The sequence below is a fragment of the Bradyrhizobium ontarionense genome (assembly GCF_021088345.1).
GTDB lineage: Bacteria > Pseudomonadota > Alphaproteobacteria > Rhizobiales > Xanthobacteraceae > Bradyrhizobium > Bradyrhizobium ontarionense.
Map to the genome: position 1 here is coordinate 8,015,850 of NZ_CP088156.1, position 12,973 is coordinate 8,028,822.

Annotated in this window: 8 protein-coding genes; 3 read left to right on the forward strand and 5 right to left on the reverse strand. The window is 66.2% G+C overall.

Annotated features, from left to right (window positions below; translation table 11 throughout):
• Nucleotides 1-37 precede the first annotated feature (37 nt).
• The 3 genes from rfaE1 to LQG66_RS35270 are packed head-to-tail and all read left to right on the forward strand — an operon-like array spanning nucleotide 38 to nucleotide 4,700.
• Complete coding sequence (gene rfaE1, locus LQG66_RS35260) at nucleotides 38-1,510, forward strand: D-glycero-beta-D-manno-heptose-7-phosphate kinase (protein WP_231320630.1); 1,473 nt, start codon at nucleotides 38-40, stop codon at nucleotides 1,508-1,510.
• Nucleotides 1,507-2,790, forward strand: a complete 1,284-nt coding sequence (locus LQG66_RS35265; protein WP_231320632.1) for an O-antigen ligase family protein — start codon at nucleotides 1,507-1,509, stop codon at nucleotides 2,788-2,790. The genes rfaE1 and LQG66_RS35265 overlap by 4 nt, the downstream gene beginning before the upstream one ends.
• Nucleotides 2,787-4,700, forward strand: a complete 1,914-nt coding sequence (locus LQG66_RS35270) for a polysaccharide biosynthesis protein (protein ID WP_231320634.1) — start codon at nucleotides 2,787-2,789, stop codon at nucleotides 4,698-4,700. The genes LQG66_RS35265 and LQG66_RS35270 overlap by 4 nt, the downstream gene beginning before the upstream one ends.
• On the opposite strand, the gene LQG66_RS35275 is transcribed toward LQG66_RS35270, so the two are convergent.
• The 5 genes from LQG66_RS35275 to LQG66_RS35295 form a co-directional block, all read right to left on the reverse strand.
• Nucleotides 4,686-5,705 carry an MraY family glycosyltransferase gene (locus tag LQG66_RS35275; RefSeq protein WP_231320642.1) on the reverse strand — a complete coding sequence of 340 codons (1,020 nt, stop codon included), beginning with the start codon at nucleotides 5,703-5,705 and terminating at the stop codon, nucleotides 4,686-4,688. The genes LQG66_RS35270 and LQG66_RS35275 overlap by 15 nt on opposite strands.
• Nucleotides 5,702-6,859 carry a glycosyltransferase family 4 protein gene (locus LQG66_RS35280; protein WP_231320644.1) on the reverse strand — a complete coding sequence of 386 codons (1,158 nt, stop codon included), beginning with the start codon at nucleotides 6,857-6,859 and terminating at the stop codon, nucleotides 5,702-5,704. Before LQG66_RS35280 ends, LQG66_RS35275 begins: the two co-directional genes overlap by 4 nt.
• Before the next feature lie 168 nt (nucleotides 6,860-7,027).
• The gene (locus tag LQG66_RS35285; protein ID WP_231320647.1) at nucleotides 7,028-9,574 is read right to left on the reverse strand and encodes an NF038122 family metalloprotease; all 2,547 of its coding nucleotides are present in this window, start codon (nucleotides 9,572-9,574) and stop codon (nucleotides 7,028-7,030) included.
• Nucleotides 9,575-9,779: 205 nt separating this feature from the next.
• A complete protein-coding gene (locus LQG66_RS35290; protein ID WP_231320649.1) occupies nucleotides 9,780-11,894 on the reverse strand; it encodes a TIGR04372 family glycosyltransferase in 2,115 nt (704 codons plus the stop codon).
• Nucleotides 11,891-12,958 carry a glycosyltransferase family 2 protein gene (locus LQG66_RS35295; protein ID WP_345778927.1) on the reverse strand — a complete coding sequence of 356 codons (1,068 nt, stop codon included), beginning with the start codon at nucleotides 12,956-12,958 and terminating at the stop codon, nucleotides 11,891-11,893. Before LQG66_RS35295 ends, LQG66_RS35290 begins: the two co-directional genes overlap by 4 nt.
• Nucleotides 12,959-12,973: the final 15 nt, after the last annotated feature.

Below are 12,973 nucleotides of genomic sequence, written 5' to 3' on the forward strand. Positions count from 1 at the left end.
CTCACGCTCCACCCGAATCGCGCCGAGACTGCTGCTGATGTTCGACTTTGACGATCTCTCGCAAGCGATCGCCCGCCAGACGGTGCTGTGCGTCGGCGACCTCATGCTGGACGAATTCGTCTACGGCGAGGTGTCGCGGATTTCCCCGGAGGCCCCGGCGCCGGTGATCGCGGTTCAGCGCAGCGAGACCAATATCGGCGGCGCCGGCAATGTCGCGCGTAACATCGCGGCACTCGGCGCGCGCTGTATCTTCGTCGGCCTGGTGGGACATGATGCCGCCGGCGACCAGTTGGAGGTCGAGCTCGCGAGGGAGGCGGGCATCGAGAGCGTGCTGGTGCGCGACCCGTCGCGGCCGACGACGCGCAAGGTCCGCTTCGTCTCCGAGCATTTCTCGACCCACATGTTGCGCGCCGACTGGGAGCGCGCCGCGCCGGCCGCTGCCGACATCGAGCAGAAGCTGATCGAAAAGATCCTGCCGCTGCTCGATCGCGCCGACATCGTGCTGCTGTCGGATTATGCCAAGGGCGTGCTGACCACGCGCGTGATCCGCAACGTGATCGATGCCGCGCGCAAGGCGGGCAAGCGCGTCATCGTCGATCCCAAGAGCGCGAATTTCGCGATCTATCGTGGCGCGACGCTGCTCACGCCGAATCGCAAGGAGTTCTCGGAGGCCACCCGCAGCCGCGCCGAGACCGAGCAGGAGATCGCGTCCGCTGCGCAGGATGCGATCTATCTCGCCGACTGCGAGGCGATCCTGGTGACGCAGAGCGAACGCGGCATGACCTTGGTGCCGCGCCAGGGCGATCCGATCCATGTACCGGCCTATCCCGTGAAGGTAAGCGACGTGTCCGGCGCCGGCGACACCGTCGTTGCGGTCCTCGCCGCGACGCTCGCGGCCGGCGCAGCGTGGGAAGACTCGCTGCGAATGGCGAGCGCGGCAGCGGCCGTGGCCGTCGGCAAGCAGGGCACGGCCAGCGTCACGTCGGCCGAACTGCGGCAGAAGATCCTGCCGCATGCCTATTTGGCGGCTGAAGAGAAGATCATTGCAAACGACGACGAACTCCTGGCCCGTGTCGCGGCGTGGCGGCGCGACGGCTTGCGGGTCGGCTTCACCAATGGCTGCTTCGACATCCTGCATCCGGGCCACGTCAAGGTGCTGACGGCCGCGCGGGCCGCCTGCGACCGCCTGGTGGTCGGTCTGAACAGTGACACGTCCGTCAAGCGGCTCAAAGGCGAGAGCCGCCCCGTGCAGGACGAGCGCGCGCGCGCCGAGGTCCTGGCTGCGTTGGAGGCCGTGGACCTCGTCGCCATCTTCGCAGAGGACACGCCGCTCCGCCTGATCGAGTTGATCAGGCCGAGCGTACTGGTCAAGGGCGGCGACTACACGCGCGAGCAGGTGGTGGGACACGAGGTCGTCGAGGCCGGCGGCGGCGAGGTGATCCTGATCGACATTCTCCAGGGCCACAGCACGACGGCGCTGGTGGACCGCGCCCGGAGCGACGGGCAATGAGCGCGCTGGCTGGTCATCAAGGCCCGGTGCTGCTGGCGCGCCGTTGGCGCGATCCGGCGGCGTGGCGGACGACCGTCGACGTCATGGCGATTCTGCTGGCGGCGTCGCTGCCGTGGTCGACGTCGCTGGTTTCGATCCTGGGCGTGGTCATGCTGATCACGATGACGCCGTTTCTCGATGTCGAGCGTCTGCTGCAGATCTTGAAACGGCCGATATCCATCGCGCCGATTGCGCTGTTCCTGGTCGCGCTGGTCGGGACGTTGTGGTCGGATGCGGCCTGGGGCGCGCGGCTCTATGCGGTCGGGCCGGCGGCCAAGCTGCTGGTGTTGCCGGCGCTGTTCTATCATTTCGAACGGTCCGAGCGCGGGCTGTGGGTCTTCGCCGCGTTTCTCGGCTCCTGCGTCCTGATGGTCGTGATGTCCACGGCGGTCGCGTTCAATCCTGCGCTGGCGCTCAAGGCCAATGCCGATCGCGGCATCTTCGTGAAGAACTATATCGACCAGGGGCAGGAATTCTCACTCTGCGCCGTGGCGCTCGCCTATCCGATCGCTCAGCTGCTGCGCGCACGCCGTTTCGTGCCAGCCGGCCTGCTGACCGCGATCATGATCGCGTTCCTGGCCAACATGATCTTCATCGTCGTCTCGCGCACGGCGCTGGTGACGATCCCGATCCTGCTCGCGGTGTTCGGCCTGATCCACCTGAAATGGCGGGCGAACCTCTTGATCGCCGCCGGAGTTCTCATGCTGGGCCTGGCCGCATGGTCCGTCTCACCGCAATTGCAGGCCAAGGTGGCGACGTTCACGACCCAATATCAGGATTACAGGAACGACCGCGGCGTCACGTCGATCGGTGAGCGGCTGGAGTTCTGGCGCAAGTCGCTGCGGTTCTTCGCCGACGCACCGCTCATCGGGCACGGCTCGGGCTCGACGCGCCACCTGTTCGAGCTGGCTGCGAGCGGGCCTTCCGACCTCTCCTCCGGTCAGGTCGTCGGCAATCCCCACAACCAGACGCTCTACGTTGCCGTGCAGTGGGGAGCTCTGGGAGTCGTCATTCTCTATGCCATGTGGGCCGTGCATCTGTTGCTGTTCCGCGGCGACGGGCTCGTTCCGTGGATCGGCCTGCTCGTCGTCGCGCAGAACATCTTCACCTCGCTATTCAACTCGCACATCTTCGATTTCCATGAAGGCTGGATGTATGTGATCGGCGTCGGTGTGGCCGGCGGCATGCTGCTGGGATCGAGGTCGCAGCCGGATTCGGCGCAGAGGCCGGTGACGACATGACGCGCCTCGCTCAATTGACCTCCCGCAACCTGCTGATCGCCGCGCACGACCTGCTCGTCAGCGTTGCAGCGTTGTTTGCTGCGTTCTACATCCGCTTCGAAGGTGCCAGCAGTTTCTGGGAGCGGGTGCCGCTGCTGCTGCAGCTCTTGCCCTATTTCATCGCCTTCAGCTTCGTCGTCTTCTATTTTTCCAATCTCCTGACCACGAAGTGGCGGTTCATCTCGCTGCCCGATGCGCTCAACATCGTGCGCGTCGCAACGGTGCTGACGCTTGCGCTTCTCGTCCTCGACTACATCATCGTCGCGCCGAACGTCCGCGGCACCTTCTTCTTCGGCAAGCTCACGATCATCCTCTATTGGTTCCTGGAGATCCTTGCGCTCAGCGCGTTGCGCTTCGCCTATCGGTATTTCCGCTACACGCGGGTGCGCCATCACGCGAAGGCGGTCGACTCCGCGCCGGCTCTCCTGATCGGCCGGGCCGCCGACGCGGAGGTCGTGCTGCGCGGCATCGAGAGCGGCGCGGTCAAGCGGATCTGGCCGATCGGAATCCTGTCGCCTTCGACGGCGGACCGTGGTCAGTTGATCCGTGGCGTTCCCGTGCTGGGAGGGATCGACGACGTCGAGGACGTCGCGGCCGACTTCGCCCGGCGCGGCAAGCCGATTGCGCGCGCTCTGATGATGCCCTCGGCGTTCGAGGCGGACTGCCATCCGGAAACCTTCCTGATGCGAGCACGGCGCCTGCGCCTGATCGTCAGCCGCCTGCCGTCGCTCGAGAGCGGCGACGCGCCGCGGCTGGCGCCCGTCGCGGTCGAGGACCTCCTGCTGCGGCCGAGCGAGAAGATCGACTATGGACGGCTGGAGGCCCTGGTGAAGGGCAAGGCGGTGGTGGTGACCGGCGGCGGGGGATCGATCGGCGCCGAGATCTGCCAGCGCGTCGTGGCCTTCGGGGCAGCCCGGCTGCTGATCCTCGAAAACTCCGAGCCGGCGCTGTATGCGATCACCGAGGTGCTTGCGGCCGCCCCCGAGGCGAATGCGGCGGTCGAGGGCCGCATCGCCGACATCCGCGACCGCGACCGTGTGTTCGCGCTGATCGGCGAGTTCAAGCCGGATCTCGTGTTTCATGCGGCCGCCCTGAAGCATGTGCCGATCCTCGAGCGCGACTGGAGCGAGGGCGTCAAGACCAACATCTTCGGCTCGATCAACGTGGCCGACGCCGCCGTGGCGTCGGGCGCCGAGGCGATGGTGATGATCTCGACCGACAAGGCGATCGAGCCGGTCTCGATGCTGGGGCTGACCAAGCGCTTTGCCGAAATGTATTGCCAGGCGCTCGACCGCCAGTTGGCCGAGCGGCCGTCCGGACGGCCGCCGATGCGGCTGATCTCGGTGCGGTTCGGCAACGTGCTGGCATCGAACGGCTCGGTGGTGCCGAAATTCAAGGCCCAGATCGAAGCGGGCGGCCCCGTCACGGTGACCCATCCCGACATGGTGCGCTACTTCATGACGATCCGGGAGGCCTGCGATCTCGTGATCACCGCGGCATCGCATGCGCTGGCTCCGGACCGTCCCGGCGTCTCGGTCTATGTGCTCAACATGGGGCAGCCGGTCAGGATCGTGGAGTTGGCCGAGCGCATGATCCGCCTGTCCGGGCTGCAGCCCGGCTATGATGTCGAAATCGTCTTCACGGGGATCCGGCCGGGTGAGCGCCTGAACGAGATTTTGTTTGCGAGCGAGGAGCCGGCGGTCGAGATCGGCGTCGCCGGGATCATGGCGGCCAAGCCGAACGAGCCGCCGATGCAGACGCTCAAGGCATGGATCGCGGCGCTGGACCAGGCCATCGCGCGCAACGACCCGGTCACCATCAAGGCCGTGCTCAAGGATGCCGTGCCGGAGTTCGGCTCAAGCGCGGCGTGACGGGGCGGAGCGCGGCCGCGCGAAGCGGCGCAGCAGCAGGCCCGCTGCGACCAAGCCTGCGGCAAGCGTCGCGATGTCGCCAGCGACAGAGGCAAGCCCGATCGACAGTCCCGCCAATGCGGCGAGCACCAGGTTGAGCGCGAACACCTCGGCGACGACGCGCCCGACCGTGAAGCCGTTGTCGGTGGCGCGCTGATAGAAATGCGTGCGGTGGGCGGCCCAGAACGGCTCTCGGCGCGCCATGCGCCGAAGCAGCGTCCAGGTGGCGTCGAGCAGGTAATAGAGCGGCAGCAGCAACGCCGCGATGACGAACCCCTGCCAAGCCAGCTGCAGCAGGCACCACCCGAGCAGAAGCCCGATCGGTAGGCTGCCGACATCGCCAAGAAAGACCTTGGCGGTGGGACGATTGAACGGCGCGAAGCCGAGCAGGGCGCCGCACAGCGCGGCCGCGACCGCCGCTGTTGGCCATGGCAGCAGGCTGGACATGCCGAACAGCGCAAGTGCCGCCGTGATCGGCACCACCTCGGCCACCGTCATCAGGTCGAGCCCGTCCATGAAGTTGACCAGGTTGACGAACCAGAGGCCCGCGATCAGCAACAGCGTACGCTCGATCACCAAGGGGATCGGCAGGATTCTGAGATCATCCGGTGCAGTAAAGGTGATCAGGCCGACGGCCAACCCCTGGAGGGTGAGCCGCGGCAGCACGGGGATCGGGCTGATGTCATCGACCAGGCCGACCAAGGCGACCAGGGGCACGGCGACGAACAGCATGACCAACGGCGCGAAGCCCATCACCGATGCGAAAGCGCCGCCGACCACGAGCGTTGCTCCGATCACTGCGATGCCGGCGCCCTGCGGCGTCGGGATCTTGTGCGAGGAGCGGGCGTTCGGCCGCGCTAGCGCGTAGCGCTGCAGCAGCGGGCGTAGCAGCACGATCAAGACCGCGCACATCACGGCTGCGAGCAGGGCGACGACAACGAGGATCGCTGCTGGATTGGCGATCATCGGCGCAAGTCCGACGCCGACGTGAGGCGATCATAGAGCGCCACCACCGAGCGGCCGATGATCTTGGCCGACAACCTATCCTCGACCAGTTGCCGCGCTGCCTGGCCAAAGCGGGTGCGCAGCTCGGGCGATACCGCAAGCTGCGCCATCGCCTGCGCGAGTGCGGTCGGATTCTCGATTCCCACCGACAGTCCGGTCTGGCCGTGGATTGCGATCTCGCGGCAACCGGGCGCATCGGTCGAGATCAGCGGCCGGCCGCAGGCGGCGGCTTCCAGCAGGCTCACCGGAAGCCCTTCGCGATGCGACGGCAGCACGGCGATGTGGCAGCGCCGCCAGAGCTCGGTGATGTCCTTGATCTGGCCGAGCAGGGTGATGCCGGGCTCATTGCGCCAGGCGTCGACGTCCTCGGCTGACACCGAGGCCGGGTTGGCCGGGTCGGGGGAGCCGGCGATCAGGAGGTGATAGTCGTTTTCCTGCTGGCGTAGCATGCGATGTGCTGCGACCAGTGCCCGGATGCCCTTGTCGGTGAGCAGCCGTCCGGCGAAGCCGAAGGTGATCGGTCCGTCCGGTTCGGGCAGCGGCTGGAAGCGTTCGGTGTCGACGCCGGAGCCGGGGATCAGCGTGATCTTGTCGGCCCCGACGCCCATCGCCTGCAGGGCGTCGCGATCGTCCGGGTTCTGCACCAGCACGCAGCTCGGCGCCCGGTTCATGAGCCTTGGCAACAGCCACAGCAGGCCCTGCTTGAGCAGGCGCGAGCGCCAGCTCGCCGAGGTGAAGACATAGCCGAGGCCGGTCAGGGCGTTGACGATCGGTGTTGGGCGTCCGAGCGCGGCCAGCGAGCCGAGCACGCTGGATTGCAGCCCGGAATGATGCACCACGTCGGGCTTGATCGCAGCCTCGACGGCGCGGATTGCGCGGATCGTGGGCAGGGCTGACGACGGTGACAGCCCGCCGCGCCGGAACGGGATCGGGTGCAGGACGAAGTGCTCGGCGGCGATCGCGGCGGCGCCCGCGTTGACGTTGGTCGCGACATGCACCTCGTAGCCGGCCTCGCGCGCCGCCCGCGCCATTGGCAGGCGATGCATCAGGAAGGCGTAATCCTCGTTGGCCACGTAGAGCAGGCGTCGCGGTGAGGCGGGGCGGGGCGGGGGCATCAAACTCACGGTCTCAGGCGGTCTCGGCGCCGTATAGGCCAAGAGCCGGCTTTCCGCGAGCCGTTATCGTGGCTCGACGATGGGAAAGCCGGCCGAGACCTGCCCGCCGGAACGACCGCCCGGCGCTGGCGCTGCCCCGGTAAGGAGACCCGCGCCCGGACCGACCGGTCAGACCAGATGGAAGCTCGACAGGTGGGACAGCAGCTCCGCCGTCGACACATGCTGGACGGTGATCGTGTCCTGTGCCGCATCGGTGATGATTGCGTTGCCGGCTGCGTCGTCATGGATCGCCGCTACCAGCGCGGCCTGGCTGTCGAACACGTTATGGCTGACCGCGATCGTGTCGGTACCCGCGGTGAAGCCGGAGATGCTGACCTGTCCGAAGTGCTCCGCGAACACGAAAGCGTCATGCCCCGCCAGCGAGACGGGTTGCTGCGCCGTGCTGCCGGCCGCGCCTTGGCCGGCTGCGCTTGAGATCACGGTGCCGCCCTGACCGTCATTGGCGAAGTGGAAGCTGTCCTGCGACAGTGGCCCAAGGAAATGCAGCGACGTGCTGTTTGTCCCGTCGGTCACCGACAGCAGTCCGTTCGCATCATCGAACTGCGCCCGCAGCGACGCGTAGGAGATGGTCTTGAGGTCGATCTGATCGGCTGTGCTGCCGAACCCGATCAGATCACCGCTGAAGTTTGCCGAGATGGCAAGCGTATTGCTGGCAGAGATACTCTCGGCCGATGACTGGGTCGCCGATTGGGTGCCAGCGAGGCTCACCGAGCTCGGAAATCCGATGACGCCGTCGCCGTTCAGGTCCTGATGAAAGATCAGCTCGAACGATTTCACCGTCGCAGTGGTGCCGTCAACCAGACCGCTCAGATTCGAGCCATAGTTGCCGTTGGCGTCCGTGGCCCAGAATGTGAACTGGCTGGTGCCCGGAATCTTCCAGGCCACATCGAACCCGCTTGAAGTCTGGATCGCACCGATCGGGGCAATCGACCCGAACTGTCCGACCGTGACTCCCGCTCCGCCATATTTGAGCTGCGGGCCGGTCCAGTTCACGTACATGTAGTAGGTGTCGGCGATGTGCAGCAGACTCGTCGCATCATTGGTGTGAATCAGCGACGCCGTGACGCCGACCGTGCCGTCGCCGTTGAAATCCTGACCGAAGGTCGTCTCCATCGATTCGGAGACGAAGCTGCCGCCGGAGACCAGGCCGACGATGTTGCCGGTATAGTTGCCGTTGCTGTCGGTCGTCCAGAACGTGAACTGATTGGTGGCCGAGTCGTGCCAGGCGACGTCAAATCCGTTTCCGACCTGGATCGCCGCGATCGGCGAGATCGTACCGAACTGGCCTACCGTGTACTGTCCGCCGCCATACTTCAATTGCGGACCGGACCCGTTGACGTACATGTAGTAGCCATCGGCGATCTGCAGCAGATTGGTGTTGCCGTTGGAGTGCACGAGCGAGGCGGTGACGCCGATCGTTCCGTCGTGATTGAAATCCTGACCGAAGGTCGATTCCAGCGATTCCGAGGTGAAGCTGTTTCCCGACACGATGCCGGAGATGTTGGACGTGTAGTTGCCGTTGCCGTCGGTGGTCCAGAACGTGAACTGATTGGTGCCTGGAATTTGCCAGGCGACGTCGTATCCGGAAGCTGTCTTGACGGCTCCGATCGGCGCGATGCTGCCGAACTGGCCGACGGTGACGGCCGTGCCGCCAACTTTCAGATAGGGACCGACGCCGCTCGAAACACTGTTGAGATAATACGCGCTTCCGATCTGCGTCAGGCGCGTATCGCCGTCCGTCTGGATCACCGATCCCGCCAGATGAAACCCGAGCGCGTCGAGTTGCTTGAGATCGGTGGAGGTCAGCATCTGCAGCGTGCTGCCGTTGTAGAATTCATTGAAGGGATCGTTGGATCCCTGCACACCGCTGTTCAGGAAGTCGCTCGGGTCCGAGGACTGGCCGTAATCCGCGAGCTTCGTATAGCCGCCGTCGAGCGAGAAATAGGCGGCCGAAGCCGTCGCGCCGCCGGTCAGCAATTGCACGCCCGGGCTCGAGAAGCGGTAGAAGTCGAAAATGTCGGGCTGAGGCCCATAGGGCACGCGGCCGAACGCGTGCGTGAGCTCGTGCAGCGCCACGCCGACCAGCAGGCTCGGATTGATATCGGTCGTGAACGTTGCGACGCCGTCGCTGGTGGTGGTGTCGTTGGCGCCGAGGCCGCCCCACAGCTTGAGCTGCGAGTTCCACACCGCGACGTAGGATTGTCCCTGGATGCTTGATCCCGCCGGCAAGGCGTTGAACGTCGTATCCGCGGCGGTTGCATAGTTGATCAGGTTGGACCTGACGGATGAATAGGTCATCCATTGACCGCCGCCAGGACCCGCCGCCGCGCCGCCGCCGGTGCCGCTGTAGTCGATGGCGATGTTGAGCGTGATGTGATCCGAGATCACCGAGGCGAGGATCGCGGCTGCCTGCTGAATGCCGGCAAAGAAGCTCGGGGGCGCATGCGCCATGGCGTTGGAATCGAATTGCAGATTGATGGTCAGTCCACCGGAGGTCACCGCCACCACCGAGTCGATCGCGCTCACGCTGCTCTGTGCTTGCAGCGCTTCGACCGCTTCCTCGGGAAGCTCGACCGGCGTGGCGGGGGGAGCATCGGCCACAGTGTTGAACACCGAAACGGTGGTGGAGGATTGCAAGCCCATCGTCTGAGTCATCACCTCAGCTCCAGCCATTCGCGTGAACCGCGGGGGGAAAGGACCTTCTGCCGTCCCTGGAACGTCCCGCGGCAATGATTCGTAACACAACAACACCCTACGTATCAGGTCCAGGCTGTTGCTCGAAGGTTAAGGGGCGGCTGAGCGATGAAATTTCTGCGGCACTGTCTGGTATCCGAACACGTGCTGCGCGAACGCGCGCGCCTTAATCGAGAAGCTCGGGCAGCCGCGCGAGGAAAGCCGGGACCGGTAATGAGGCACCGAAATTGTAGGGGTTGTCGCCGAGAGCGGTCCGATAGCGCTCGAGCTGGGGCCCGCCCGCTCGCAACGGCCGGTCAGCGCCCTCCAGGCAGTCGAGCTTGTAGCGGACCGCCGCAGTGATATCCCCGGCGCTGTTCGGGTGGATCTCGAGCCCGTGACGCTCCAGCACGGCGGTGTCGATCAGAAGCGCCTGCAGCGGCTGGCGATAGGTCTCCCGCAACGAAAGATAGCGCCGCGCACGGCGGTCGTAGACCGGACGCACGGTGAAATCGGTGCGCTCGTGCCAGAACTGGCAGTCGTTGGAGATGCAGTTGACGAGCAGCATCGGCGTCCCCAGCGCCTGCACCGCCGTTGTCAGGCCCGATGTCGTTCCGACGAAGAAACGCGCGGCGGCGCACAGGAAAAGGTCCATCTCTGCCGATTTGATGTTGCTGTGGGCGTAGTCGAATACGCCGGCCACACCGCCGAGTGGCGTCATGCTGCGATCCCCGAGCCGAACGACGGTGCCGCCGCGCGCGGCAATGGCGGCAATGGCCTCGAGATAGTCGCCGACATTCGCGGAGCGATGCTGGCGCGTCGTGCCCGGGCCGTCACCGTGATAGCCGCCTTCGCGGATATGCATGGCAACGAACCAGTCAGTGGTGACGCCTGCGGCGCGCAGCCTGGCGGCGCCCGTCGCCATCAGCTCCGCAGGAACCTTCACGATCGGACCGCGCTGCTGCTCAGCCCAGGCCACCTGCGCCCGCGACGCCGCGTGGGCCCACGGCTCGGCCAGACCGTTGCTGCCGCGGACAGCGATGAACTGGTCGCCGACCAGCCGCTGGTAGGGCAGGAGATCGTCGACGAGCGCGGGGTCTTCGATGATGCTCACATGCGGCGCGAACAGCCGGAGGAACGGCTGGTTGACCACTTTGCCCGGTGGAGCAAGCAGGACGTAGTTGGCACGGGGCAGCATGCCCAGCGCCGCCATGCGCAGATGGCAGTCGATGAAGCCGATATGACCGATCAGCGTCACCCATTCGTAGCCGAGCAGGCGAACCGGGAGAGTGGGGTCGAAGCTGCTGCTGCTCGCTGCGATCCGCCGGACCAGCGCGTCGGGGATCGACCATTTCCGCGCCAGCGCGTCCTGGTGATCGAGCGCCGCCTGATAGCAGCGGAACGTGTCGTCGTAGCGGCCCTGGTGATAGAAGTTCTCGCCGAGCTGGATGAGGTTGTCATAGATCAGGAGCTCGCCGGCGTTCTCCAGCTCCCAAGCGCTCGGCGTGTAGGTTGATGGATCGTAGCCGCCGGCATAATTCTGGTGCGCCATCACCGAGCGAGGATCGCGCTCGACCGAGGCCTTGAAGCAGGCGGCCGCCTGCACGTGATCCCTGCTCAAGGCATGCACTGCGCCGAGCTTGCGCAGCGCGTTGCTGTCGCCCGAGGCCGCAGCGGCGCCAAGGAAATGGGCCGCTACCGGAAGATTGCCGCGATACATGTGCGCCACGCCGACGGCGAAATTGATCGCGAAACGATCGATGCTCTCGGGTCCCGGCGCCTCCCGCACGATCCGGTCATACGCGCCGCAGAGAGCCAAAGTGGTGAAATAGGCCTGCGCGCCGACGCCGCTGCGGGTACGGACCTGCTCGCGGAAGATCAGGTTCAGCAGCCGCACGGCACGCAGCGCGCTCGGTTTGCGGCTGGCGGCGAGATGAACCTGCGCGGCAGCGGCAAGCCCGGTCAGCGTCAGCCGCGCCAGCAGGTTGCCGAGGAGCGATCCGCGCGCGAGCAGCCGTTCCATCAGGCGGAGCAGGGTGGCGCCGGCGGGCGCGACGATGAACTTGCGGTCGACGAGATTGGCGGCGCGGGTGGTCAGCGGCAGCAACTGGCGCCGTCTGGCGCTCAGGAATGCGTAGAGCCGGAACGCCGATGTCGTCAGCCAGACTCTTGGCGACCAGCCGCCTTGCGGCGCCTGCGGCGATGGCCGTACGGTCGGGACGGTCCGGCTCAGGGCGGCCGTCGCCGCCCGCCGCTTGCTGAGGCGATGCCGGAGCGAGCCGATGGGAGCGCGCATCGTCATGGAGCGCGGTAGCCCGACGTCGCGGACACGATCGAGCGTCGTGCCCCGGTCTGGGCGAGCAGGCGCGTCAGCGACATCGGCCGTGTGCGCAGCGTGATCCATGCCAGCGCGGCAAGGCGGCCGACGGCTCCGAAGCTCAACATCGCCCGAAGCAGGCGCGCGTCGAGCGCATTGCCGTCGAGCAGGGCGGATGCGCGCGCGGCCCTGGCGGCGGGCGGCGTCTCGCCGCCCAGCACCATCCGCGCGGCGCCGAAGCGATTGCGCCGTGCGAAGAGGGCGCCGTACCCGTCGGGAAACAGCTCGCTTCCAGCGATCAGGGCGCCGATCTCGGCCAGCTTTGCATCGAGCGAAACCGGATCGGTGGCCGTTGCCGTCGAGTAGTTCTGGCCGTGGATACGCCAGTAGCCCAGCGCCTCCGCGATGAAGTAGCAGCCATAGGTCAGCGCCAGCCGTCGGGCGAGAAAGGCGTCGGAGAACGAGCCGAGCTTGACGTCGAAACTGCCGAGCGCCTGCAGCGCGCTGCGGCGATAGAGCGACGTGGTGCCGGAGAAGTAGTTGTCGCCGACGCGCAGGATACGACGGACGTCCGCCGGCGTCAGCATTGTGGATGCCGGGCCTGGCAACATCACGGGCCGCAACATGCGTCTGCCCGAATGGCCGTCCGGCCCGATGATCTCGCAGCAGGCAAATATGAGACCGGCGTCGGGATGGTGCGCAGCCTGCGCCATGGCCTTTTCGAGATAGGTCGGATGCAGTGCGTCGTCAGCCCCGAGAAAGCCGATCCATTCGGTTTCCGCAGCGGCCAGGGCTTCGTTCTGGCCGCGGACCACGCCCTGATTGGTGTCATGGCGGACCAGCCGCCAGCTTGGCCGATCGGCTGCGAACCGCGAGATGACCGCAACGCTGTCATCCGTCGAACAGTCGTCGATGATGATCACACGGTCGGGGGCGCGGGTCTGGTTGACGATGCTGCCGAGCGATTCAGGCAGGTAGTGAGCGTGATTGAAGTTCGGGACCACCAGGGTCACGGTCGGCGCAGCGGGAGAGGCGGTCATCCTGGTCATATCCAGCGAGCATCA

Excerpts from the sequence above, each read along its gene's own strand:
- rfaE1 (WP_231320630.1), top strand. The coding sequence starts at position 38 with ATGTTCGACTTTGACGATCTCTCGCAAGCGATCGCCCGCCAGACGGTG.
- LQG66_RS35265 (WP_231320632.1), top strand. The coding sequence starts at position 1,507 with ATGAGCGCGCTGGCTGGTCATCAAGGCCCGGTGCTGCTGGCGCGCCGT.
- LQG66_RS35270 (WP_231320634.1), top strand. The coding sequence starts at position 2,787 with ATGACGCGCCTCGCTCAATTGACCTCCCGCAACCTGCTGATCGCCGCG.
- LQG66_RS35275 (WP_231320642.1), bottom strand. The coding sequence starts at position 5,705 with ATGATCGCCAATCCAGCAGCGATCCTCGTTGTCGTCGCCCTGCTCGCA.
- LQG66_RS35280 (WP_231320644.1), bottom strand. The coding sequence starts at position 6,859 with ATGCCCCCGCCCCGCCCCGCCTCACCGCGACGCCTGCTCTACGTGGCC.
- LQG66_RS35285 (WP_231320647.1), bottom strand. The coding sequence starts at position 9,574 with ATGACTCAGACGATGGGCTTGCAATCCTCCACCACCGTTTCGGTGTTC.
- LQG66_RS35290 (WP_231320649.1), bottom strand. The coding sequence starts at position 11,894 with ATGACGATGCGCGCTCCCATCGGCTCGCTCCGGCATCGCCTCAGCAAG.
- LQG66_RS35295 (WP_345778927.1), bottom strand. The coding sequence starts at position 12,958 with ATGACCAGGATGACCGCCTCTCCCGCTGCGCCGACCGTGACCCTGGTG.